The organism is Vibrio pomeroyi (assembly GCF_024347595.1).
Lineage (GTDB): Bacteria > Pseudomonadota > Gammaproteobacteria > Enterobacterales > Vibrionaceae > Vibrio > Vibrio pomeroyi.
Map to the genome: position 1 here is coordinate 404,873 of NZ_AP025507.1, position 24,546 is coordinate 429,418.

At 46.4% G+C, this 24,546-nt stretch carries 19 protein-coding genes; 13 read left to right on the forward strand and 6 right to left on the reverse strand.

Going from position 1 to position 24,546, the window contains the following annotated elements:
• Positions 1–99: 99 nt before the first annotated feature.
• From OCV12_RS17960 to OCV12_RS17980, 5 genes are all read right to left on the reverse strand, one after another.
• Positions 100–1,656, reverse strand: a complete 1,557-nt coding sequence (locus tag OCV12_RS17960) for a M28 family metallopeptidase (protein WP_261886765.1) — start codon at positions 1,654–1,656, stop codon at positions 100–102.
• A 142-nt stretch (positions 1,657–1,798) separates the two neighbouring features.
• Entirely contained in the window at positions 1,799–4,168 is a 2,370-nt protein-coding gene (locus OCV12_RS17965; RefSeq protein WP_261886766.1) for a M4 family metallopeptidase, read from the reverse strand.
• A gap of 551 nt (positions 4,169–4,719) precedes the next feature.
• Positions 4,720–4,995, reverse strand: a complete 276-nt coding sequence (locus OCV12_RS17970) for a hypothetical protein (protein WP_017632032.1) — start codon at positions 4,993–4,995, stop codon at positions 4,720–4,722.
• 135 nt (positions 4,996–5,130) lie between these two features.
• The gene (locus tag OCV12_RS17975; protein WP_261886767.1) at positions 5,131–6,450 is read right to left on the reverse strand and encodes a sensor histidine kinase; all 1,320 of its coding nucleotides are present in this window, start codon (positions 6,448–6,450) and stop codon (positions 5,131–5,133) included.
• Positions 6,451–6,486: 36 nt separating this feature from the next.
• Complete coding sequence (locus tag OCV12_RS17980; RefSeq protein WP_210448699.1) at positions 6,487–7,191, reverse strand: response regulator; 705 nt, start codon at positions 7,189–7,191, stop codon at positions 6,487–6,489.
• 287 nt (positions 7,192–7,478) lie between these two features.
• Here OCV12_RS17980 and OCV12_RS17985 point away from each other — a divergent pair, with 287 nt between their 5' ends.
• A complete protein-coding gene (locus OCV12_RS17985; RefSeq protein WP_261886768.1) occupies positions 7,479–8,576 on the forward strand; it encodes an alpha/beta hydrolase in 1,098 nt (365 codons plus the stop codon).
• A 405-nt stretch (positions 8,577–8,981) separates the two neighbouring features.
• On the forward strand, positions 8,982–10,181 hold the full coding sequence (locus tag OCV12_RS17990) for a diaminopropionate ammonia-lyase (RefSeq protein WP_261886769.1): 1,200 nt from the start codon (positions 8,982–8,984) through the stop codon (positions 10,179–10,181).
• Positions 10,182–10,370: 189 nt separating this feature from the next.
• Here OCV12_RS17990 and OCV12_RS17995 read toward each other — a convergent pair whose 3' ends face one another.
• On the reverse strand, positions 10,371–10,862 hold the full coding sequence (locus OCV12_RS17995; protein WP_048610360.1) for an Lrp/AsnC family transcriptional regulator: 492 nt from the start codon (positions 10,860–10,862) through the stop codon (positions 10,371–10,373).
• 310 nt (positions 10,863–11,172) lie between these two features.
• On the opposite strand from OCV12_RS17995, the gene OCV12_RS18000 reads away from it, so the two are divergent.
• The 11 genes from OCV12_RS18000 (at position 11,173) to betA (ending at position 24,525) form a co-directional block, all read left to right on the forward strand.
• Positions 11,173–11,967 carry a maleate cis-trans isomerase family protein gene (locus tag OCV12_RS18000; RefSeq protein WP_261886770.1) on the forward strand — a complete coding sequence of 265 codons (795 nt, stop codon included), beginning with the start codon at positions 11,173–11,175 and terminating at the stop codon, positions 11,965–11,967.
• Between the two features lie 102 nt (positions 11,968–12,069).
• Positions 12,070–13,281: a M20 aminoacylase family protein gene (locus OCV12_RS18005; protein ID WP_261886771.1), complete on the forward strand. Its 1,212-nt coding sequence runs from the start codon at positions 12,070–12,072 to the stop codon at positions 13,279–13,281.
• Between the two features lie 186 nt (positions 13,282–13,467).
• Positions 13,468–14,511, forward strand: a complete 1,044-nt coding sequence (locus OCV12_RS18010) for a TRAP transporter substrate-binding protein (protein ID WP_048660476.1) — start codon at positions 13,468–13,470, stop codon at positions 14,509–14,511.
• A gap of 121 nt (positions 14,512–14,632) precedes the next feature.
• Positions 14,633–15,175: a TRAP transporter small permease gene (locus OCV12_RS18015; RefSeq protein WP_048610032.1), complete on the forward strand. Its 543-nt coding sequence runs from the start codon at positions 14,633–14,635 to the stop codon at positions 15,173–15,175.
• On the forward strand, positions 15,172–16,515 hold the full coding sequence (locus OCV12_RS18020; RefSeq protein ID WP_261886772.1) for a TRAP transporter large permease: 1,344 nt from the start codon (positions 15,172–15,174) through the stop codon (positions 16,513–16,515). The genes OCV12_RS18015 and OCV12_RS18020 overlap by 4 nt, the downstream gene beginning before the upstream one ends.
• A 37-nt stretch (positions 16,516–16,552) precedes the next feature.
• On the forward strand, positions 16,553–17,737 hold the full coding sequence (locus tag OCV12_RS18025) for a M24 family metallopeptidase (RefSeq protein ID WP_261886773.1): 1,185 nt from the start codon (positions 16,553–16,555) through the stop codon (positions 17,735–17,737).
• Between the two features lie 207 nt (positions 17,738–17,944).
• Complete coding sequence (locus OCV12_RS18030) at positions 17,945–19,627, forward strand: LruC domain-containing protein (RefSeq protein WP_390904568.1); 1,683 nt, start codon at positions 17,945–17,947, stop codon at positions 19,625–19,627.
• A 9-nt stretch (positions 19,628–19,636) separates the two neighbouring features.
• The gene (locus tag OCV12_RS18035) at positions 19,637–20,143 is read left to right on the forward strand and encodes a hypothetical protein (protein ID WP_261886774.1); all 507 of its coding nucleotides are present in this window, start codon (positions 19,637–19,639) and stop codon (positions 20,141–20,143) included.
• Between the two features lie 428 nt (positions 20,144–20,571).
• Positions 20,572–21,174 (forward strand): transcriptional regulator BetI, encoded by a 603-nt coding sequence (gene betI, locus OCV12_RS18040; RefSeq protein WP_176679114.1) that lies wholly within the window; start codon positions 20,572–20,574, stop codon positions 21,172–21,174.
• A 105-nt stretch (positions 21,175–21,279) separates the two neighbouring features.
• A complete protein-coding gene (gene betB / locus OCV12_RS18045) occupies positions 21,280–22,740 on the forward strand; it encodes a betaine-aldehyde dehydrogenase (RefSeq protein WP_261886775.1) in 1,461 nt (486 codons plus the stop codon).
• A 72-nt stretch (positions 22,741–22,812) separates the two neighbouring features.
• A complete protein-coding gene (betA, locus tag OCV12_RS18050; RefSeq protein ID WP_261886776.1) occupies positions 22,813–24,525 on the forward strand; it encodes a choline dehydrogenase in 1,713 nt (570 codons plus the stop codon).
• Positions 24,526–24,546 lie beyond the last annotated feature (21 nt).

A 24,546-nucleotide genomic window follows, 5' to 3' on the forward strand; every position in this document is an offset into this window, starting at 1 on the left:
AATAAGAAATCCGCGAGCTCAATCCTATTTAGGATCGAACTCGCGGATTTTTAGTTTTCGCCGTGTTTGTGCGGATTAACGTTAGTCAGTCAACTAACTTTACAGCCAATCAGGCATGAAGTTAGCGACGATGGTGACATCGTTAAAGTTGCGATAGCCGCGCACCATGATGTTGAACTCACCCGCAGGCATGTCTAACACACACTGTTCGTTGCTGCTGTTCTGGTATGGGCGACAGTCGTAGCTTGCTTTCGATACGGTGCCATTGTGTTTCACGTAAAGGTCGGCATCGCCACTACGAGGGCCAGTCATGGTTACGGTTAACTGACCAGAGTACTCCGTTGTTACGGTAAAGAATTGCTCTTCACCGTAACCAGCGGATAGCCCTTCTACAGGGACGTCATATTGAAGCTCTGTTGGCCCTGCAACGGGTGAATCAAGGCTGGTTTCGACAAGGTAAGCAATGGCTAGTTTGGCGAATTTAGTCGCGTGTGTTGCGGTTGGGTCGGAGTTTTCCAAAGTATCGTGCTGAGTATGAATGTGTGGGTTGTAGTCGTTGAACATGCTCTCGAATGGCATGGCAGCTGGGTAGCCAACATTGTGCCAAGAGGCGTGGTCAGAACAGGCATAGCCACAATCATCGAAACCGTAACTGATGTTGCTCGCGTAAGTGTCGATCAGCTCGCTCAAATAGGCGGTTAAGTTACTGTCGGTATAGTCTGTGATGAAGGTGATATCGTGCGCCGAACCGTTGTAGTTGGTCATGTCTAATTGCAGTACCGACACAACGTTTGCTTGCTCATCTCTTAATGCATTGGCGACATCTTGTGAGCCGCGCAGGCCCACTTCCTCTGCAGCATAGCCATAGAACTTAATGGTTTTGTCTGGCTGAATGCCGCTCGCTATCATCAGGCGAAGCGATTCTGTTACCGTCGCAATGCCCGAAGCATCATCATCGGCTCCCGGTGAGATGGTGCCTTCGCTTGTCCAAGACCCGACGGTCGAATCAAGGTGTCCGCCAACAACGACGATTTCTTCAGGATATTTAGCGCCGAGTAGCGTCACTTCAACAGATTTCTGCGGATACTCGGCATGTGTGATTTGGCGTGCAGACGCATACGGCACATCTTTAATTTCTGTTTCCCAGCGTTCTAAAAGCCAATCTGAAGCAGCGACACCAGTAGAAGTAGTATAAAAACGGTTGGTGAAGTTGGTTAGATTTTCGATGGTCGTGACCATGTTGTTTGGCTCAACCTGACCGAGTAGGTCATTCACCGTGTCTTGATGGCTGATCTCCGGTTTTTCGAAGGTGCTCATTGTCAGTGGCATCGCTGCGGCTTTGAGTGCGCTCGCTTTGTCTTCGTGCACCATGTAGCCACCACAACGGTGAGTTTCTTCGTGCATGTGGCTGGACAGTTTCGCGAGCTCTTTCTGGTTGATTTTCGCGACGATGGAATGCTTGTTTCCTGTCACGCTTGGATAAACCGTTGCGCCATGCTGAGTCATTATATGCTGTGCGTCAGCATCGGTGGTGATCCAAACCTCTTCGTTCGCTGGTGGTGTGATGCCTAGGGATGCGTAAGCCGAAGTACTGTTGATTAAGGCTAGAGAACCTCCGAGTACAGCCAAAGATAGCATGCTTTTTTGAATAGCCATTTGTCGTCCTTTTTATGGTGAGTATTGTTATCTTGATGGGTGTGATTTTTGTGTAATGCGTGGATGTTTTTGTGTAGATGTTTCATGCCTAAACAGACAATAGAGAAAAGGGCCCCTTTCGGAGCCCTGAATTTGCTATTGATTACTGTGCTTTAATGAAACGGTAGTGCTTGGTTTCTGAACAGATATCGCTTGAGGTACACACTTGGTACTCCACATCTACTGTGCCGTTGTGACGGAACTTGTCGACGTATGAGTTGAAGTCTGTCGCACCAACATTCTTGCCATTACGCTTAATCACGAAGTAGTCGTTGGTGTCGTAATCCCATGCCAGCTTAACGCGGGCTTTGCCGTTCGGGTTTTTGTTACCAAACTTCAGTTTTAGTGGGAAGCCTTCCGCTGAATCACCTTCAATCGTGATCGACTTGCTTGTTGATGTTGCAACACCTGCATCGTCAGTCACGGTTAGGGTAACCACGTAGTCGCCAGCTTCAGCATAGGTATAACGAGTGACTTCACCTGTTTGCGTGTTGCCATCGCCAAGGTTCCATAGGTAAGAGACGATCTGGCCATCGCTGTCCGAACTTGTGCTGCGCAGTTCTACTTCTTTACCTACAATGGTGTGTTCGAAAGAAGAAACTGGCGGTACGTTAGCGTTGCCTGATTCGTACGATGCTTTTAGGTTAGCACCTGCGTAATCTGAGTAGCCTAGAACGTTCACTGTGTAGCGACCTGAGGTTGGGTTCTCAATTACACACACTTCGTCAGTCACGCTTTCACTCTTACAGATGTTGTCTTGAGGGCTTGGTGCGTAATCTAGGCCGACATACATATCTGGGTCACCCGTAGAAACAGCAAGATCAATCGTCAGCTTGTCTTGGCCTTCTGGTACTTCGATATCGAAGTAAGTTTTTGAGCCTGTTTCACCAGCAACTGCAGCTTCAACACCATTTTCAAGACGTTGATATTCCGGTTCTGGCGGAAGTGGTGGTTCGCCACAAGGTGATACGCCTACTAAGTTGAACGCAGAAACTACATCATCGGCACTGTAGCCAAGATCGGTTGCTGAGTTCTTCACGCCACAAGCGCCCTGCCAGAAATCACTGTTTTCAGACCAGTAGATTTGGTTGGCTAACACGAACAGTTCGAACGCTTTCTTGGTGTCCCAACCTTGCGTGGTTGCTAGGTGGTAGAACGCTTTGTTGAATACGCCCGAGCTGTAGTGCACGTTCAAGCCATCGTAGTATTCAGATGCGTTGTTGATTGAAGAGCCATCGCGTGATGGATCATCCATGTAACGCAGCGCGCCTTCGCCTTTGAATATATTGCGGCCGACCATCCAGTCGTTGGTGCCCTTCATGTAGTATTCAGCCGCTTCACCAGCCATGTCAGAGAAAGCCTCGTTCATGCCGCCCGATTGGTTTGCGTAGATCAAACCTGAGTTTTGCTCTGTGAAACCGTGGCTCACTTCATGGGCTGATACATCTAGGCTAACAAGCGGGTAGAAGAAGCTTTCACCATCGCCAAAGGTCATCGCCTTGCCGTCCCAAAATGCATTCTCGTAGTTTTCACCGTAGTGAACACGCATCATGAGTTTGAAAGAGAGTGGTGCTGTGTCGAACCAGTTTTTATACATGTCGAACACAATGTTACCGAAATAGTGTGCATCGTTCAGTGGCGAGAACGCGCCGTTCACAGACTTGTATTCGTTACGAGGGCATTCATAGCTGTATACGGTGTCGCCGTCTGTCGCGCCATTTAGGTTAACCGTGACAACATTTTCCGACTCCATAACACACTCTGTGCCATTTTCTTGGACATCAAGGTAGTGGTAGTCGGTACCGTACTCGTACATGCCTGTTTTTTCATTACCACCTGGGCCTGTGCCGATCTGAGCGTGTGCAATACCTTCCCAGCGGTCGATGACTTCGCCTGTATGCGCATCGAGCATGGTAAATGGTCGAGTCGGGTGCTCACTGCCTTCGACAAGGTAAGAGACAACGTAAACAAGGCGTGTTTTGTCCGCGCCTTGTGTGCCTATGCTTTGTGTCGATTTGCCCTGATAAATAAACAAGTCATGCTGGACATTGTCTAGGGATTTTCTGGTTAAGCCTTGAGTCTTAAGGTCTTTACTCGCCAGTTCAATCGCTTGAGCGCTGTTGATGGAGGGTTTAACAAAAGAACGCTCTAGGCTTGTTGTCTTAAGGTAGCGGCCTTGAACGGATTTAAGCGCACCGCCTTGAACACTTTGGGTTGCATTTAGGTAGTGCCCCCATACAGGCGTTCCCCAGATGTTTTGCTGGATCTTCACTTTGTAGATGCCACGCTTCTTCAGGTTAACTTCTTTAACCATTTTGAAGCTAGAGGCATTACTTACACCTAGCTGGGTGTTTAGCCCAGAAAAGTTAGTAAAGTTGATCGGTTGATCAATCTGAACCGATTCATTTGCATGCACTGACAAAGACATAGCACTGGCTATAGCAACGGCAACTAAACGCTTTCTTATTTTCATTGTTATTTTCTCTTTCCATGTAAAATCAAAGAAAACGTAACAAAATTCTCACGGCGAATTTACATCATTCGATCTGATTAATTAGTAGCATGGTAATGATCTCTTTTATTCATGAAACTTATATTTCTCGTATTTACAGATAGTTATCGTTTCTGTTTATTTTTGAACGCACTCATAGGTTTTATTTATAAAATCATGACACTTTTATTAAGTGTTAATTGTTCTTGGAAATTAAGATTTTTGTGCAAATTGATCTGTGCCTCAATTAACCAGTTTTGGGTTGATAGAAGGAACAACGATTTGGCAGTGTCAGTTTGAGCGAGAGGCTATTAAGCGAATTTAAGGGACATTTTGATGATAAATCGAAGATTTTCTGGCTTATCTTTCGAATTGTGAGTTATAACAGGGCAGGTTAATTAAGAAGTTCTTTGGCACAGAGCACAAAACCGGTCGGATGAAAAAAGCCAGCGACGAGGTCACTGGCTTAGATGAACTTAGTTTGTACAGGCTACGATTTAAGGCGCGTAACTTAAGTATGCAACGATAGCAAATTACTGCTTCTTACCGCCAACTTGAACGTAGTCGATACCGATAATACGGTTGATGATACCCAGAACAGAGCTTGTGTCAGAGTTTGTAGAGCGAATAGTCTCAACCGTCGCGCCTTCAGGTACCAATTCCATTGCACGATCTTGTGTGTTACCAGGAACTTGGAAACCTACGATGTTGAAGCTCTCAGCGTGCGCTGTGTAAACTTCTTCGTTGTGGCTGATACCTGAACAACCTGCTAGAGAAACAATGCCTAAAACAACTAATAACTTTTTCATAAAAATACCCTAAGAATGATTGGAACCTAGATGGCAAGGCACAAAGGCAGTGGCATGATTATCTAGATTTAATAAGTTCATGGGAGACAGCATCTCCCGACCGATGTTGAACATTATTCCAGAGGTGTTTTGTAGTTACTGTATGGGTTTGTCAGCTGAATCATTACATAGCTGAATGGTTATGGTGAATACCGCACCTTTTAAGGCTTGGCTCTGACCCACTTCCACGATTGCGTTGTGTTGAGCGCAGATCTTCTCGACGATAGATAACCCTAAACCATGACCACTCTTGGCTTTGTTACGCGCTTTATCGCCAACGTAAAACGGTTCAAACAAGCGCGCCTGATGCTCTTGAGTCACACCGTCGCCATCATCATGTACTGCAATTTTGAGTTGTTCTTGATGTGCGCTGGCTTCAATTAACACTTGAGATCGTGCGAATTTCATGGCGTTGCGTACGAGGTTATCCAGAGCGCGGTTCAGCAATATCTCATCCGCAAGGATCTCGTAAGGTTGCTCTGGCAGTGATAGGTTGATGTCGAGCTCTGTATCCTTGTTCCAGCGCGTCATTGCGTGACCAAGAAAGTCATTGATATCGACAGGCTGCTGCAAATTCTCGAGGTCGCAGCTATCCAACTTGGCGTAACACAATAGCTCGTCGACCATCTTCTCCATCTCTTCCGTATCTTCCACAATGCTTTCTACAGTCTCTTGTTGAGACTCGTTGAGCGGCGTGTCTTTGAGCATTTCAGCTTGCCATTGGATACGGAATATCGGCGTGCGCAGCTCATGGGCGACCGCATTAGTAAGCGAGCGATTGCTCTCAATCAAGCGGTGAATGCGGTCAGCCATTAGGTTGAAAGACTTATTGAGTGAGCCGATTGCAATGCCGCTTGAGGTTTCGGCTCGCGAAGAGAGGTCGCCTTCTGCAAAAGCTAGCGTCGCCGATTCAAGCTTCTTTACTCGGCGGAAGATGATAAATAGGTGACATACGCCATATAAGATAAAGCTGGCTAGGAAAAACAACCAAATTAGGTCATCTTCCAATTCTATTTTTTGCCTAACGAACGCTTCGCTGTTGGGTAGGTAATGATAGGTATTGTCACTGCTTGCTAAGCGAAACCATAGATCACGTTCATCATCGTGAAAGATGAAGGTATTTGGGTTGGTCGAGAAGAACTCTGAAACAGGGCTTGGTATTTCATCTTTTGGATTGAACGTAATCAGTTTATTTCGAGTTGTTTCGACAAACTGGTTCATGGCTTGTTGAGCTGCTTCAAGACCCTGATTTTTTGCGATGTTTTCTATGAGTTGCTGGTGGGCTGTGGCTTCATAATCTTGCAGAACATATTCGTAGTCAGTATTGAGCTGATAGACACAGATTTCGTAAGCGACAATGCCGCTCATGAAGCAAACTAACAGCCCTAATAGGGACTCCAAAAAGATACGTCGCATAATCGTTCTCTTTCATTACGCTCGTACTGAGCGAAGTTAATGCCAGGCGGTTGAAACAAACAAGTAGCCTTTACCGCGAATGGTCTGAATTTTCTCTGCTGGTGTGTGGTCGTCGCCCAAAATCTTCCTTAGACGTACAACCTTGTTGTCAATCGTCCGGTCTATTCCGTCGTACTCAATCCCGCGCAATGTTTGCGTCAAGTAGTCACGAGATAACGGCGTATCTGGGTTGCTTGCCAATAACCAAAGTAGGTCGAACTCGCTGTCAGTGAGTGATAAAACCGCACCTGAAAGTTCACACTTCTTATAAGTGTTTTTCAGAACGAGTTGATCGAACTGAAGGGTGTCTGAGTCATCGACTGAAGCGGTATTGGTGTCTTGGCGGCGTAATAGCGAACGAACTCTGGCCAGCAGAACTCTTGGTTTGATTGGCTTGGTGACGTAGTCATCAGCCCCTGTCTCTAAACCAGCGACGTGATCAAAGTCGTCATCGCTAGCGGTGAGCATCAAGATTTTACCTTTATAGTGCGTACGCGTCTGTCGGCAGATTGTAAGTCCATCAGTTACAGGAAGCATCAAATCCAGCAGTACGATGTCAGGTTGCTCCGCGAGGATGGTCTGTGTGGCATCGCTACCATCGTCCAACACCGTGACATCAAAATCTTGCGCGACAAAGTAGTCCTGCAACATTTTCTGAAGTTTCAAATCGTCTTCCACGATGATCATTTTAGGTTTTGTCATTCCATTATCAGCCTTGTCGTGCGTTTCACTTATTGAGATTAGGTGAGCGAGTCTTCGTCGTGATGAACCATTACAATTATACGCTGTTGCATATAAGTTCACATGCTTCGCCAAATACCTAAAGCGAATGATTAAACACTTTATAAGTTAGTTCAATGATGAATTGGCATTTATAGGAAAATAAAAAACATTGTTCAAATAGGTTCGACATTCTCATACATTCCCACGACAGATAAATTCAGCGGTAAATAATAGAATTTTCCCATCAAACACTTTGGGAATGACGCATGAATAACTATAGAAAAACGTTACTGGTACTGCCTTTGATTATTTTAGCTGGGTGTAATTCAAGTTCTAGTTCAGGTAGAGCGACGACTAAAGCTCAAATGAAACCTAAGGCGGATTACGTATTTTCGTCAGTGAAATTAGGCAAGTTGTATCAAGAACGAGAAGAGCTTCAAGAGTCAATGAAACTGACCTATGACGGTGTGCAGTATGACCAAATTCAATTTGCTGAAGACATCAGTGAGAAGCAAAAAGTAGTAAGGCTTACCAGCCGTCTAGGTCAAAGTGTTGACCTGTATTTTCCTGATGCAGGGTTTGATAGCTGCGGTATCTACACAGAGAGTAAGGGTTTGGACGTGTTTGATTGCGGCGCGGCCCAACGCTCTGTTTCTAATGAGACAACGTTAATCCAAACAAAAACGAATAGTGCAAAAGCGGTTGAGCTCGAATTCCAAAATGAGTTGTCGCAATACGTGACGAGCTTGGGTTCGACGATTCTGAGTAAAACCAAAAAGGGTAACAAGGTCACCATCACCACTTCGTTTGCTTTCAACGCCTTTTACCGAGATGTGCTCAAAGAGACGGGTGCTGTTGAGCGAATTCAATCGACTTTAGGTGCATCCACCTATTCTCAGCTTTTTGATATCGTAAAGTTGTACCCGGGAAGTGAGATGACGTTGAAATTCACCAATCATATCGGTGGCAGCGCTGATGACGAGATCAACATGTACACCGGACGCATGATCCACCACAACAAGATGACGACAATCGTCACTGCTACGGGGTCGGTGTTCTCAGGCGGCACGGATCTGTTCGCTGCAGGTAATCCACGAGTTCTGCAACGCGCTGATACCACGAAAGCTATTGAGCTGAATAAGCAGGTAGGCGTGCATAGCTGGGCTGAGGGGGACAAAACGGCTAAAGAGTTCCCTTACACCAACGAGAGTCATCGCCAACAAGCGACCTATTTTAAAAAGGTGATGGGAGACAAAGGGATCGATTTCTACATCTTCACTTTAGATTCTGCCCCCGCTTCTGGTGAACATTGGATGACGAAAGCCGACTCGGATAAGTATGGTTTTATTACCCGTATTGAATAAGCCAAGTTAGCTTAGTCGCTTTATATTCAAAGCTCCGCAAAGGTTAATAACAAGCTGGTAATGGTTTTGCCATTATCAGTTTTTTTGTTTCTGTTTGTCTGTACTTCATGGGTGCGATGCTCTTGAAATCGGGTGACTGTTCTGAGGGGAATAGTGCTGTGCATAGGCTCAATAACTCGAGTCGCTGCTATAGTGAAGTGAGATGAGACTGCGATATTTCCACGGTGACTAAATTCTGCATTTTTTAGCGAGGTAACAAAGAATTCCCGCAGATATTGAATTTAGAAAGCGCAATCAAGGCACTTTTTGTCCGATAGAATTTAATATCCGCAAACCTTACAAGCCGTAACTTTTCATTTGGCTGTAGTAAGGAGCAATGTGAATGACTTATAAGGACGATCATTTATGCAGTTACTGGCTGGCACTCTGACACACTATGCGAACCCTCAAGCACGCCCTGAATTGGAGTACTCAAATGAGCAACTTGAAATTTTGAGTGTTGCGAGTTCTGAGCAGGCAATTAAGGATATTTCACAATGGCCGGGCTATGCCGTTACTCCTTTGCATGAGCTGAATGCGATTTCTGCTGAGATCGGTGTAAACAAATTCTGGTACAAAGACGAATCTCAACGTTTTGGTCTAAAAAGCTTTAAAGCTCTGGGCGGTGCGTATGCTGTTGCCCGTCAGCTTCAGATTGAGATCGCCAATCGCTATGGAAAGAATCCGACCATCAGTGAGTTGTTAAATGGGGAATGGAAATCAGAAGTCGCAGAGATCGTTGTGAGTTGTGCGACAGATGGAAACCATGGTCGCTCGGTTGCGTGGGGCGCACAAATGTTTGGTTGTGGTTGTGTTATCTACATTCATCGCGATGTGTCGGAAGGCCGTAAGCAAGCGATGGAAGCGTTCGGTGCAGAAGTGGTTCGTATTACTGGTAACTACGATGAATCGGTTCGTTTGGCTGATTCAGAAGCGCGAGCGAAAAACCGCGTGATTGTATCGGATACTTCTTACGAAGGTTACATGGAAATCCCGAAAGACGTTGCTCTGGGCTACACCGTGATGCTGGCTGAAATTGTCGAGCAACTTGATGGTGAAATCCCAACCCATGTTTTCGTGCAGGGTGGAGTAGGTGGTTTGGCATCTGCTGTGTGTGGTTACTTCTGGGATTTGTGGGGTGTTGATCGTCCACGCTTTGTAATTGTCGAACCTGAGCAGGCTAACTGTTTGCAGAAGAGCGCTCAAGCGGGTAAACCGATTGTGGTAACGGGCGATCTAGAGACGCTGATGGCTGGACTTGCCTGTGGTGAGGTTTCGAGCTTGGCATGGACGATTCTCCAAAATGGCGCTGATGATTTTATGACGCTGAGTGAAGAGGCGATCCCGCAAGCGATGCGCATGTTGGCGAGTGGCGAGAAAACGGAAGTGGCAATAGAAGGTGGTGAATCTGCAGTACCAGGGTTTGCTGCAGCGATCATCGCTAAACAAGAACCGAATTTCGCTGAAAAACTGAATTTAACTAAAGACAGCCGAGTGCTAGTAATTGGTACTGAAGGGGCAACAGACCCGGATCTCTACCAACAAATCATCGACAACAAAATCTAATAACGAAAAGCTCATAGTTAGCAGTTAGCAGTTAGCAGTTAGCAGTTAGCAGTTAAGAGCTAATCGCGAACAACGAATAATAAAGTAAGCCCCAAAGTTGGCGGTATGTAAGGTTTCTTCATACCGTCTTTTTTCCTCTTTTTTTGACTTCATCTCATGACACGCCTTGCTTGCTAATCTCGCTGGTCATCAATCGCGCTGCTCATCAATCGGAATGGTCAGCCCCACTTTGACGTTATCCATCACCACATTGGTTTGAAAGCTTTTGATATTGGCATTATCGAAGAAGGCTTCACGAGTAAAATTGTCGTACCCCTCCATATCTGCAGCCGTGACGATTAAGATAAAATCAGAGCTGCCTGTGACGTAATAGCATTGCTGCACAGAGCGGTTCGAACTCATCTCTTTTTTGAAGTTATGCATCAAATCTACACGCTCACGTTCAAGTGTTACCTGAACGATAAACGTCATTCCGTGACCGACCGCTTTGGGATTAATCACCGAGACATCAGCCTGAATCACACCTTGTGCTCTCATGCGTTTTAAACGGCGCTGAACGGCAGCGGGAGAGAGCCCTACCTTTTCTGCAATCTTGTCTGATGTCGCTCTATTTGAGTCTTGTACGATGTTGAGGATTTTCTTGTCGAAACTGTCGACCACCAATGCCGGCTGTTGTGTCATACCCATACTTCCCAGTATCAATTTGTAAATTAATTGTTTCTTTTATTCCAGTGTGTGATCGAGTTAAAGGTATTTGGCTCCAACAATTAATCACAGAGGATTGAGAACAAAAAATCACTATAACGCAATAAAAATGCGGAATTTCCGCACAATAAGGTATTCGTTTAATGATAATCCTTAAAGTTATCGGTGCATTATTAACCTTGTGAACGAAATGTAAAGTTCAAATTCACAGAGCTTGAAGTTTATATGATACATGTTGTTAACATTTGTTGGGTGTTGATATTGGCAGCTCAAGGAGTCGGAAAGTATGAAATCTGCAACCGCTACTTTACAGTTTGAATTAGAAAAATTGGCACCAGCAGGACGCGTCGGTGTGATTGCGTTAGCGACAGATTTCAATATTGAGCGTGATTTAAACACCTTGTTTCCAGACGATGTGCAGTCGTTCACCAGCCGAGTGCGAAACTATAATCCTTTGACGATAGAGAACCTGCGGAAGATGGAGCCAGGAATCGCTGCTTGCGCTGATACCATCCTTCCGGGCACCGAATTGGATGTTGTGATTTACGCTTGTACCTCTGGCACCGTAGCGATTGGCAGCGAACGAATTAGCCAGCTTATTCATCAATCTTGCCCAAATGCAGCAGTAACGAATCCGGTGACTGCGGCCTTAGCGGCGTTTGAAAACTTTCAAGCTAAGCGTATCTCAGTATTAACGCCTTACACCGAAGCTGTGAATCAAGACGTCGCGGCATTTTTTGAGTCGCAAGGCATTGAAGTATTGAGCATTGCTGGCTTTGGCTTTGAAGATGACACCGCGATGACGTTCATCGACCCAATGGACATTAAACATGCCGCACTACAAGTTTGCGACCCTGAAGCGGATCTTCTGTTTATCTCTTGCACGGCACTGCGTGCAGCATCGATGCTTGAATCCATTGAAGCGGAGCTAGATAAACCCGTTGTCAGCAGCAATCAAGTATTGGCTTGGCACTCGCTTCAATTGATGAACTACCCCTCGCCCATAAAAGGTTTCGGTGCACTGTTAGAGCACCATCTTGAACCACCCTCAGATAATTGCCGAAGGTCGCAGTCGTTGTAACGACCTTCGATTAAAGCTGCTCGCTTCGCGTTTAAATTCAGAGCAGCCAAGTCAACTACACATTTACGTTAATACAAAGAATTACACTTTGGGACTACTACTATGCCGTCTACTTTCTCGATCAAACCAGACCAACTGTCTTCGCAGCTTATTCAAAGCATGACGGAGTGGCGTCAACATTTACACCGTTTCCCTGAGTGTGGTTTTGATGTGAATCTGACCTCCGATTTTATCGCTGACAAGTTACACAGTTTTGGTATCGAGGTGGTGCGTAACATCGGTAAAACAGGATTGGTTGGGATACTTCGTTCAGGATCGAGTGAAGCGAGCATTGGTCTGAGAGCTGATATGGATGCGCTACACATTCACGAACAAAACAACTTCGCACACTGCTCACAACACGATGGAAAGATGCACGCTTGTGGTCACGATGGTCACTCCGCAATGTTGCTCGGCGCTGCAAGCTATTTGGCCGAAAACCTATTGGAAGGGAACTCAACCTTCGATGGCACTGTGTATTTCATTTTCCAACCCGATGAAGAACATGGTTGTGGCGCGCAAGCGATGATTGATGATGGATTGTTTGAGCGATTCTCGATTGATGAAGTGTATGGAGTTCATAATTTCCCCGGCTTAGCGGAAGGTGAGTTGATGGTTCGCCCCGGATCATTAATGGCCAGTGAAAGTAGCTTTGAGATCACCATTAATGGTGTGGGTGGGCATGCTGCTCTGCCGCACCAAGGTGTTGATCCTTTAGTCGTCGGTTCGCAAGTCATTCTTGCTCTTCAAACCATAGTATCTCGCAATCTTAGTGCGATCCACGATACGGCTGTAGTCTCTGCGACCGAGTTTATTACCGATGGCACGGTTAACGTTATCCCGACCCAAGTAACCATTAAAGGCGATTGTCGCTGCTTCACTGAATCTTCTCTTGATCGAATCAAACAAAGTATGGAGAGGATTGTGGCAGGTATTTGTCAGGCTGCGGGTGCGACTTACGATTTCGAGTTTATCAATACCTTCTACCCAACCATCAACAGTGATCAACAAACACAATATTCGGTTGCTGCCGCACAGAAAGTGCTTGGTGCAGAGAGCGTTAATGACGCCTGCGACCCGCTGACTATTTCGGAAGATTTCTCAAGCATGCTTCGCGTTAAACCGGGCTGTTATGTGCTGTTGGGTAACGGCACGGAATCGGTCGGTGGCTGCGCATTGCATAACCCTGAATACGACTTTAACGACGGCATCTTAAAGCTCGGTGCGAGCTACTGGATTCAGTTGGTGAGCGATCGTTTAGCTCGATCAATTTAAAAGTGACCCAATTAGAAGCAATTCAATTTGAATCAATAAGTAGAGACACGGATTCAGCAGTGACGCATTTGGCACTGCAAGATGGCTGACTTTAAACGGAGTTTATTGTCGACACAGCCAAAACTGAAGCGCGTGAAGTGACCAAGGTCATCAACGTGTAATTAGGATAAAAAAAGGAAAGACAGGATGAAACGATTAGGCGTAGCACTGCTAAGTTTGAGCATGGTTTTTGGCGTTCATGCCGAAACATGGAAGTTTGCTTCAGAAGAGGACAAAACAGACGTTCAAGACATCTATGCGCAAAAATTTGCGGAAGTGATTAAGAAGGAATCTGATGGCGACATCCGCGTTCGCATCTATTACTACGGTCAACTGGGTACAGAGAACGACATCGTAGAACTGGCTGCTAAAGGCACGATTCAATTTGTGTCTGTAGGCGCGGGTCACTTAGGGTCTTATGTTCCTGAAGTACAAGCGGTGAGCTTGCCTTATGTACTGGGCACTAACGAAGCGATCACACATAAGGTCTTAACGGAAAGCCCAACCATCTACAACAAGCTGGCACCCAAGTTTGAGAGCGTAAACCTCAAGCTGTTGTCGATGATGTCTGAAGGCGAAATGGTATGGGGCGGAAATAAACCAATCCGTACTCCTGAAGATTTTGCGAACCAGAAAATCCGTACTTTCACTTCAACCATCCCTGTTGAAACCTACAAAGCGTTTGGCGCAACACCTACTCCTCTTTCTTGGGGTGAAGTGTACGGTTCACTGCAACTTAAGACCATTGATAGCATGGTTAACCCTATCTACTTCATCTACAACGCGAAGTGGCATGAGGTTCAAGACTACTTAATGTTCCCTGGTCAGCAACCTTATGTGAGTACTGTTTCGACCAACAGTAAGTGGTACAACGCTTTGTCTGAAGAGAAACAAGCCATGGTCGACAAAGCAATCAAAGCAGCAGACCAAGCCGCATACGACTATCAGATCCGCATCAACAAAGAGAACATGGACAAGATCTTAAAAGAGCGTCCAAACATGCAAGTGGTTGTGTTGACGGATGAAGAGCGCGAGCGTTTTAAAACGCTAAGCCAGAAACTGCACACGACATATTACGACGTAGTGGCGAATGCCTACCCAGCAGGTCAGCAAAGCGCAGCTCGTGAGGGTGCTAAAACCATTCTCGAAGAGATCCTAGATGAAGTGAAGGCTGCTTCAGCAACGCAATAGAAAGCGTTAGTAAGGATGATGGCTATCCGTTGATACGTGTCAGCGGATAGCTTATCCCAACCTTCTCCAAATAGTGGCAATGGACTCGTGTCACTGAACGAAGTATGGAGCACTGCCTGCTATGAAAGAACTGCTACATAAAATAAGTGTCGCGACAGAAAAGCTAGAGCGCTTTCTGATCATGACTGCCATTCTCGCGATGATGATCAACTCTACTGCCAATGCGATTGGTCGTTACGCCTTCAATAAAAGCCTATTTTTCTCGGAAGAGCTCAATCAGTTTCTGATTGTCTCTGTTACCTTCGTCGGCTTCGCTTATGCGGTGCGCCAAGGCCGAAATATTCGTATGACCGCGGTCTACGATTCATTGAGCACTAAAGCTCAGAAAGTTCTCACAACCATCATTGCTTTATTAACCGCAATGCTGATGTTTTATCTCACCTACCACGCGTTCTTTTACGTTAAAGAGCTGAAAGATATCAATCGGTTAAGTCCAGCCTTACAGTTCCCTGTGTATTGGGTGTACGCGATCATTCCAATTGGTTTTTTCATAGCCGGGTTGCAATACAGCATGAGTTTCTTGATGAACTTACTGCACAAAGAGATCTACGTGTCATTTGACGTGATTGAAAATAGAAACACAAAAGTAGGTGAGTTCGAATGAGCGATGTAGCACAGTTTTTCTCAGACATTATTGCCGGTGAATTAGATATCTATGTCATCACATTTACTCTTGTTTCTGTGATGGTGATTCTGCTGTTTTTGAGCTTCCCAATGATTGTGCCGCTAGCGGTTGGGGCTCTAATTGGCTTGATTCATTTCTCTCAGGTTGAGCCGGGGGTGCTGATCCAGCAAATGGTCACGGGCATCTCACCCAACGCATTGATTGCAGTTCCTATGTTTATATTGGCGGCCGATATCATGACGCGCGGCCATACGGCCTATAACTTACTTGGTTTGATCCAAGCGTTTGTTGGACATCTGCGTGGTGGCTTGCCGATTACGACGTGTATCAGCTGTACCTTGTTTGGTTCTGTTTCCGGTTCGACCCAAGCTACCGTGGTGTCGGTTGGCCAAATCATGCGTCCGAAGTTGCTGCAAGCAGGCTACAAAGACAGCTTTGTGATGGCGTTGATCATCAATGCCAGCGACATCGCGTTTCTTATCCCACCGAGTATCGGTTTGATTCTTTACGGCACCTTGGCTAACGCCAGCGTGGGTGAATTATTCATTGCTGGTATTGGCCCGGGTTTAGTGCTCGCTAGCCTGTTCTCGTTATACAGCTATGCCTACAGCGTGAAACACAGCGACACCATCTCTTTAGTTGAAAAGGCCAACACTGCCGAACGTATTGAAGCGATCAAGAAAGCGATTCTTCCCCTTGGCTTCCCTGCTTTGATTATCGGTGGTATCTATTCTGGCGTGGTCACGCCTACGGAAGCGGCTTCATTTGCTGTGTTATATGCAATCATCGTTGAGTGCGTTTTCTATCGCAAACTTGGCGTAAAAGACATCTGCGATGCAGCGCTGAATACCGGTTTGATTACTGCCGTTGTCTTTGTGCTGGTGGGTGTTGGACAGGCGTTTTCTTGGTACATCTCGTTTGAACAGATTCCTCAGGAGTTACTCGCTCCTCTTAATCTAGAAGACGCCTCACCTGAATACATTCTGTTTATCATCGCACTGACTTTCTTTGTCGGCTGTATGTTTGTGGACTCATTGGTCGTTCTACTGATCTTGACGCCTATCTTTATGCCGATAGTTGATGCTGCAGGTATTGATCCAATCTTGGTCGGTGTGATGGTGACGTTACAAATGGCCATTGGGTCGGCAACACCTCCATTCGGTTGTGACATCTTTACTGCGATAGCGATTTTTGAGCGACCTTACATGGAGGTCATCCGTGGGACGTTACCGTTTTTCCTTATTTTGATATTGATGTCTGCTTTGCTGATTTTCTTCCCAAGTATCGCTCTGTTACCAAGAGACGTTTTATTCAATTAATTCGCCGAGTTACCCTAATTCAATCAAGGATAGAAATATGAGTATATTGCCGTTAACACCTCCGCAGAGAGGGTTTGAATCAGCAGAACTAGAGCAACGTACTGTCGAGTTACAACAACGTCTATGTGCTCAAGACATCGATGCTGCGTTTTTTACGACCGAACCTGAATTTCGCTATTTCAGTGGCTTCAAATCGCAGTTCTGGGAAAGCCCAACTCGACCTTGGTTTTTGGTGGTACCTGCGGTCGGCAAGCCTATAGCTGTTGTGCCAGAGATTGGTGTCGCTGGTTTCGACGATACATGGATTGACGATGTGCGCAGTTGGCCGTCACCAAGACCAGAAGATGACGGTATCTCTTTGCTCGCGGCTACGTTGTCAGAAGTCTCCAAGGGCTCTCGCCAAATCGGTTCGATGATCGGCCCTGAAACACATCTGCGTATGCCTGCTACCAACTATGCGTTGTTACAGCAGAAGCTGAGCCAACACAGTGTGGTTGATGTGTCACTGATGATTCGAGACTTGCGCAGTGTTAAGTCTCAAGCCGAGATCGATAAAGTACGCTTCGCCTGCCAAGTGACGGCGGCAGGCTTTGAATATCTTCGTCATCATCTCGCGATAGGGATGACAGAACGACAGGCGTGTAAAGCCATGCATTTGGAGATGCTACGTTTGGGTGCCGATTCTTGCCCCTATCTGATTTCCGCTTCTGGTCAAGGTGGGTATGACAACATCATCATGGGACCAACCGATCGTGTACTCGGAGAAGGTGATGTGTTGATCATCGATACGGGGGCTAATTTTGATGGCTACTTCAGCGATTTTGACCGTAATTATGCCTTTGGTCACGCAGCTCCTGACACCATCGCAGCTTACGATGCTGTTTATCAATCGACAGAAGCGGGGCTAGCGATTGCTGAACCGGGACGCACCACTGGTGACGTGTGGCAAGCCATGTGGTCGGTACTCGAAAAGAACGGCGCACTCGGCAACGATGTGGGGAGAATGGGGCACGGCTTAGGCATGCAGCTAACCGAGTGGCCATCACATGTGCCTAACGGAGATGTAGTCTTAAAACCGGGTATGGTGCTCACCCTTGAGCCGGGAATGGCATTTGCGAAAAACCGCATGATGGTGCATGAAGAGAACATCGTGATTACCGAATCTGGCTGCGAAATGTTGCATCAAAGGGCATGGCAGTCGATGCCGATTATAGGTAAATAAACCTCAGTTAGTTACTTTGTTCATTCTCTTACTCACTCCAAATAAGGGTCGCTACTTAAATAGCGACCCTTACCTTTCAACTTCATTCTCAAAATGAGAATAACGAAGCCTTAACATCTAAGTGTCTGTTAAATAAAAGATTAATTCCCGGTACTATCTTTGCTCTATATCTCTTTACACGTTTAAGGCTAGTGAAGAGGGAACATAATGAGAAATTGGAATTCAATCATACTGCCTAGTTGCTTGATGCCATGTGTTGCGTTGGCGTTGACCACTGCGGACTTAACATTTGAGTCTGGGGCGGATGCGTCAAACTATTCGGCAAAAGGTAAACCCAACAATACGTATTCGATAGCGGATTCACTCCCACAAGATGTTTTAACCAACGTTTATTCGATGTTGCCAGAAGGCAGTACAGTGAACAGTGCCTTTATTGCACCAGAGCGCTATTCGAGCATTGATATTGACGACGAGTTGAACGGTGCGGAGTACGCGACGGCAAAAGTCACGTTCTTGAATGAAGGGGCGGGTTATCGAAACTCCCTTGGTTACTTCGTGTTTGATACTAACAACCCACCGGCGACCAAAGACGACATTAATGCACATGTGATTGTGTTTCCGAATACGTCCGTTGCGAGTGTGGGTGAGATGCAGGAAGGCGACACGATTGATTTAAGTGTCCAACTTACCGCTGGCCAAACGTTGGCTTTCTTCATTATCTCTAATGGTTGGGGTTGGGAAGGATCTTACAACAACATAGATAGCCTCAGTGGTTGGGGGACACCTTTTTACAGTTACCCTTCGATCAACCCTGAAGCAACCGCAGAGAACAGAAGACACAATGTTGCTTTCCTCGACACAGAAAACGAGTTTTTGGTACTTGGCTTTGAGGATATTTATCGCCCGAGTGGAGACAACGACTTCAACGATTTGATCTTCACTGTTGAAGTGACGCCATTTGCCGCCGTAGATGGCGTCAATGAAGATGGTACGACAGATTCTAAATACGAAGTACTTGTCCAAGAGAATAACGAGGACGTGACGGTTACATCGGTTTACCCAAGCTCGAACAGCTACGCAACGATCGCATTTGAGGATAATTGGCCCTTGAAAGGGGACTATGATTTCAATGATGTGGTGTGGCGTTACCGAGTGACAGAGCAGCTCAACGGACAACGAGAACTTAAGAACCTAACCATCGATTATACCCTTCAGGCAATGGGCGCAGGCTACTCCAATGGTTATGCGTTGAAGCTGCCGAACATTCTGCCTGCTAACGTGGCATCCACAACGTTGACTCGAAATGGTGTTGCCGTTGGCCATACCATTCTAAAAGAGGGGAGCAGCGAAACGATTCTGATGGTGTCTGAAGATCTGAGAGTGGATCTAGAAAACCTAGGTGAACTTACTGAAAGCTGCGTCTTCTACCGAACACAAAGCGCATGTTCTGACACGCAGAATGCAGATGCTCTCAATTATCAATTGTACGTCGAGTTTACCTCGCCAGTATCGCGTGATGATGTCGGCTATCCACCTTATGACTCATTCATTTTTGCGGCTGAAGATATGTACCACGGTGATTTTGTTGGCACTCCTCCAGGTATGACATGGCAAACTCACCTCAAAGCGTTTTCTGGCACCAGCGATATGAATAATGCCTTGTTCAATACCCATGATGACAGTTCTTCTGGTTCGGAATCGTTTAAGACCAGCAACAATATGCCTTGGGTGATTAACATCCGTGATGAATGGGACCACCCTGTTGAGTACATTGATATCAGTGAAGCTTACACGTCGTTCCCTGCATGGGTAACCAGTAGTGGTGAGACCGATGGTGAGTGGTACAAGGCATCTACCACCAACAAAGTTATTTCAGCGACGGACGAGTAGGAGATCACCATGAATTATACAATTAAGCTATTCACGATAAGTTCTCTTTCTTTGTTAGTCGCAGCTTGTGGCGGAGGTGGTGGTGGGGGAAGCACAAGTGCGACGCCAGCTCAGACACCATCAGCTACGCCAACGCCGGTTCAGACGCCTGTTTCTCCTGCTCAGCCAGCCGTTGCAGCGATAACCGATACTTCGGAGATTGTTGCACAAGCAGGATTTTCGTTTGATGTCGGTGAGAAGATCAGCTTGTCGATGGATTACACGGGAACCACTTCGGGAGCGCTGCACCTGTATTCCGAGTCGGCATTTGTCATGAGTAACGGTGATGTTGTCGCTGACCCTTTGTCGAGAATCACCACGGTGTACCCAACTCAAATCGATGTTGTGGAATTAGAAGTGAATGGGAACTGGGAGCAAATTTACGCTCGTTGGGTGCCGATGAGCAGCAGTGAGCAAGAGCAAAGTTGGGTGATTTCACTGGATCAACCGAGCAATAGTTACCACTTGGCTTTTTAGTTGAACTAACCACGCTTTATTACCTCGATATTGGTGATAAAAATGAGAGCACCTAACTTGATAAAGGTGCTCTCGTCGTGTCTGATTTTCATTTCAGCTCTCCATCAATCACACCATCGCTTCTCCCTTCTTAACCACAAATAATGATGCCTATTCTTTGCATATCACCCATTTTGGCTCAGAAGATAAGTGGTTAAGTTTTGTTCTTATTGAGCGAAAACATTTGACCATTAACTATCACACCTCAAATCTTTAATTGATTTCATTAGTGTCCTAAATGATATTTAACTGATTGTTTTTAATTGGTTTGTTGGCTTTTTAATGCTGTATTGTTACGAGTTTGTTTTAAATAATCATTTGAACCCTAACTAAATTTCTGTCATTTTATATTTAACTGAACGTTCAATAAAAAATAAAAGGACTAAGAAATGCCGAAGGTTGGGATGCCTGACATACGTAAACCACAGCTTGTTCAAGCGACCATGACGGTGATTGATCGAGTCGGTTTGCATGCCGCGAGTATTGCGTTGATCAGCAAAGAAGCGGGAGTCTCTACCGGCATCATTAATCACTATTTTGGTGGTAAGCACGGCCTGCTCGAAGAGACCATGCGTGAAATCCTTCGCCAATTGTCCAATACCATTACCACCGCGCTCAAAGCGCTTCCTGCTGACGCTCACCAGCAGAGGATTAATGCCATCATCGACGGTAACTTTGAAGGTTACCAAGCAGAAAATAAGGTGGCTAAGACGTGGTTGGCATTTTGGTCGTATTCGATGCATGACCAAAAGCTAAAAAGACTCCAGCGCGTGAATGAAAGACGTTTGCTCTCGCATTTACGCCTTGAATTGAAAGGTATTTTGAATCATGAACAGGCGGATCTCGTTGCTCACGGGATCGCGTCTTTGATTGATGGTTTATGGCTGAGAGGCACGTTAAACCCGGATGGTATCGATGCTCAGAAGGCGCGCGCCATTATTAACGATTACCTTGATAAACAACTGACGTTCTATTCGTGCAGTACTAAATAGAACGCAGTGTTAGAACTAGAACAGCACTAGAACGACCAATGCTTACACCCAACATTCAAACTAGACCAGTAGAGTCTAATAACAATAATTAAGTCAGAATCTCAAATGGAAATGAACTCGTTATACATTCATGGCGCAGCGGTCAAAGCTACGTCTGGTGAAACCTTTGATAGCATCAACCCGGCAAACGGCGAACCTATCGCCACGCTAGGCCAAGCCTCTGCAGCGGATGTGGATAGTGCTATTGAATCAGCGAAGCGTGGCTTTGCAGTATGGTCAGCAATGACAGCGGTAGAGCGTAGTCGCATACTTTTGAAGGCCGTTGAAATCCTTAGGGCTCGAAATAATGACCTTGCGAACCTTGAGGTTGTTGATACGGGCAAGCCGTTGCAAGAAGCAATTGAAGTAGACGTGGCGTCTGGCGCTGATGTCATTGAATACTTTGCTGGCCTTGCTCCAACTCTACAAGGCGACCAACAACCGCTGAGCGAATCTCAATTCTTTTACACACGCCGTGAACCGCTGGGCATCTGTGCGGGCATTGGCGCGTGGAACTACCCTATCCAAATCGCGATGTGGAAATCGGCTCCGGCGCTTGCTGCGGGTAACTCGATGATTTTCAAACCTTCGGAAGAAACGCCGCTAACCGCTCTCAAGCTTGCGGAGATCTTTACCGAAGCCGGTCTTCCTGATGGCGTGTTCAACGTGGTTCAGGGTGACTACCGTGTGGGTCAAATGCTAACGGCGCACCCAGATATCGCGAAAGTCTCTTTCACGGGTGAAACCGGTACGGGTAAAGCTGTGATGGCTGACAGCGCGAAAACGCTGAAATCAGTGACGATGGAGCTTGGCGGTAAATCACCAATGATCGTGTTTGATGACGCGAAATTGGACGATGCAGTCTCTGCTTCGATGGTCGCAAACTTCTATACCCAAGGCGAAGTGTGCACTAACGGTACTCGCGTTTATGTACACGAAAACATCTACAATGCATTCATCGACCAACTTAAAACGCGTACTGAGAAGCTGATCATTGGCAACCCAATGGACATGGAAACTCAGATCGGCGCGTTGATTTCTAAAGAACACCTTTCAAAAGTCCTTGAAGCGATTGAGCTAGCTAAACAGTCGGGTGCCACCTTGCTGACAGGCGGCTATCAAGTGACAGACAACGGCCTCGAAAACGGCAACTTTGTTATCCCAACCGTGTTTGTGGATTGCGAAGACCACATGCCTCACGTTCAACAAGAGATCTTTGGCCCAGTGATGTCGGTAATGAAGTTTACGGACGAAGACGATGTGATTCGCCGCGCAAACGATACTAAATACGGCCTTGCTGCTGGTGTATTCACGCAAAACCTCTCTCGCGCTCACCGCGTTATTCACCAAATGCAGGCGGGTATTTGCTGGGTGAACACGTGGGGTGATTCACCGGCAGAAATGCCTGTTGGTGGCTACAAACTTTCGGGTATTGGCCGTGAAAATGGACCAGAGACTCTACTTCACTATACGCAGACTAAGAGCATTCTTATCGAACTTGGCGATTACGCCAGCCCTTATGCCTAACGCGTAACACTCAATTTTATGGGCTAGCTTAAAGTAGCTAGCTCCACTGACTCATCTCAGGGAATAGATAACATGGAACAACGCTACGATTATATTATCGTCGGCGCGGGTTCGGCCGGCTGTGTGTTAGCGGATAGGCTAACGGAAAGCGGTGAACATAGCGTTTTATTACTTGAAGCTGGTGGTACGGATAAGAGTATTTTTATCCAGATGCCGACCGCGCTTTCTTACCCAATGAATACTGAAAAGTACGCTTGGCAATTTGAAACAGAGAAGGAGCCTGGCCTTGACGGGCGTGAACTGCACTGCCCACGTGGCAAGGTGTTAGGCGGCAGCTCATCGATCAATGGCATGGTTTACGTGCGTGGCCACGCGTGTGACTTCGACCAATGGGAAGAAGAGGGCGCAGCGGGTTGGAATTACCAAGCGTGTTTGCCTTACTTCCGCCGTGCTGAATCGTGGAACAAGGGTGGTGACGAATACCGTGGCGACAACGGACCTGTAGGTACATGTAACGGCAACGATATGGAGCTTAACCCGCTTTACCAAGCGTTCATCGATGCAGGTAAAGACGCCGGTTACCCAGAAACTCAAGATTACAACGGCTACCAGCAAGAAGGCTTCGGCACTATGCACATGACGGTAGACAAGGGTGTTAGAGCCTCAACCTCTAACGCTTATCTGCGTCGTGCATTGAAGCGCTCAAACCTAACACTGAAGAAAGGCATCGTGGCTCGTCGTTTCTTACTTGAGTCACAAGACGTACAGGGTCAATCAAATTTGAAAGCGGTTGGTGTTGAGTTTGAAAAGTCAGGCAATACCCAAGTGGCCGTAGCGAACAAAGAAGTGATCTCTTCTGCGGGGTCTATCGGTTCTGTTCAACTGCTTCAACTATCTGGTATCGGCCCGAAAGCGGTGCTTGAAAAAGCGGGTGTTGAACTGAAACACGAACTGAGCGGCGTCGGTGAAAATCTGCAAGATCACCTAGAAGTTTACTTCCAATATCACTGTAACGAACCTATCACGCTTAACAGCAAGCTTGGCTTGGTGAGCAAGGGCATGATTGGCGCAGAGTGGATTCTGACGCGCAAAGGCTTGGGTGCGACCAATCACTTTGAATCGTGTGCGTTTATTCGTTCTCGCAAAGGATTGAAGTGGCCAAATATTCAATACCACTTCTTACCAGCCGCAATGCGTTACGACGGCCAAGCGGCCTTTGATGGCCACGGTTTCCAAGTACACGTTGGACCTAACAAGCCAGAGAGTCGCGGTACGGTTGCGATTACCTCTGCTGATCCGCATGCCAAACCAGAGATCATTTTCAATTACATCTCGACCGAGCAAGACCGCCAAGATTGGCGTGATTGTATTCGTCTGACTCGCGAAATTCTGTCGCAACCTGCGATGGACTTTTACCGTGGTGAAGAAATTCAGCCGGGTCTAAACATTACTTCCGATGAAGCGATTGATGAGTGGGTTAAGCAGAACGTTGAAAGTGCTTATCACCCTTCTTGTGGCTGCAAAATGGGTTCAGATAACGACCCAATGGCGGTGCTTGATGAAGAGTGTCGTGTTCGTGGCATTGATAATCTGCGTGTTGTCGACTCGTCTGTTTTCCCTGTTATTCCAAACGGTAACTTGAACGCACCGACCATCATGGTTGCTGAGCGCGCTTCCGATTTGATTTTGGGGAAACCGATGCTTAAAGAACAAGACGTTCCAGTGTGGATTGCTCCGGAGTGGGAAGAAAAACAAAGAATCAATAAGCCAGTAAGAGAAGCTTAAGCCTCTGTTGCTGCTTAAAAA

Coding starts and splice junctions, on each gene's coding strand:
- betB (WP_261886775.1), top strand. CDS start 21,280: ATGGAAATGAACTCGTTATACATTCATGGCGCAGCGGTCAAAGCTACG.
- OCV12_RS17960 (WP_261886765.1), bottom strand. CDS start 1,656: ATGGCTATTCAAAAAAGCATGCTATCTTTGGCTGTACTCGGAGGTTCT.
- OCV12_RS17980 (WP_210448699.1), bottom strand. CDS start 7,191: ATGACAAAACCTAAAATGATCATCGTGGAAGACGATTTGAAACTTCAG.
- OCV12_RS17975 (WP_261886767.1), bottom strand. CDS start 6,450: ATGCGACGTATCTTTTTGGAGTCCCTATTAGGGCTGTTAGTTTGCTTC.
- OCV12_RS18010 (WP_048660476.1), top strand. CDS start 13,468: ATGAAACGATTAGGCGTAGCACTGCTAAGTTTGAGCATGGTTTTTGGC.
- OCV12_RS17965 (WP_261886766.1), bottom strand. CDS start 4,168: ATGAAAATAAGAAAGCGTTTAGTTGCCGTTGCTATAGCCAGTGCTATG.
- betA (WP_261886776.1), top strand. CDS start 22,813: ATGGAACAACGCTACGATTATATTATCGTCGGCGCGGGTTCGGCCGGC.
- OCV12_RS17995 (WP_048610360.1), bottom strand. CDS start 10,862: ATGACACAACAGCCGGCATTGGTGGTCGACAGTTTCGACAAGAAAATC.
- OCV12_RS18015 (WP_048610032.1), top strand. CDS start 14,633: ATGAAAGAACTGCTACATAAAATAAGTGTCGCGACAGAAAAGCTAGAG.
- OCV12_RS18020 (WP_261886772.1), top strand. CDS start 15,172: ATGAGCGATGTAGCACAGTTTTTCTCAGACATTATTGCCGGTGAATTA.
- OCV12_RS18030 (WP_390904568.1), top strand. CDS start 17,945: ATGAGAAATTGGAATTCAATCATACTGCCTAGTTGCTTGATGCCATGT.
- OCV12_RS18025 (WP_261886773.1), top strand. CDS start 16,553: ATGAGTATATTGCCGTTAACACCTCCGCAGAGAGGGTTTGAATCAGCA.
- OCV12_RS18005 (WP_261886771.1), top strand. CDS start 12,070: ATGCCGTCTACTTTCTCGATCAAACCAGACCAACTGTCTTCGCAGCTT.
- OCV12_RS18000 (WP_261886770.1), top strand. CDS start 11,173: ATGAAATCTGCAACCGCTACTTTACAGTTTGAATTAGAAAAATTGGCA.
- OCV12_RS17970 (WP_017632032.1), bottom strand. CDS start 4,995: ATGAAAAAGTTATTAGTTGTTTTAGGCATTGTTTCTCTAGCAGGTTGT.
- OCV12_RS17990 (WP_261886769.1), top strand. CDS start 8,982: ATGCAGTTACTGGCTGGCACTCTGACACACTATGCGAACCCTCAAGCA.
- OCV12_RS17985 (WP_261886768.1), top strand. CDS start 7,479: ATGAATAACTATAGAAAAACGTTACTGGTACTGCCTTTGATTATTTTA.
- betI (WP_176679114.1), top strand. CDS start 20,572: ATGCCGAAGGTTGGGATGCCTGACATACGTAAACCACAGCTTGTTCAA.
- OCV12_RS18035 (WP_261886774.1), top strand. CDS start 19,637: ATGAATTATACAATTAAGCTATTCACGATAAGTTCTCTTTCTTTGTTA.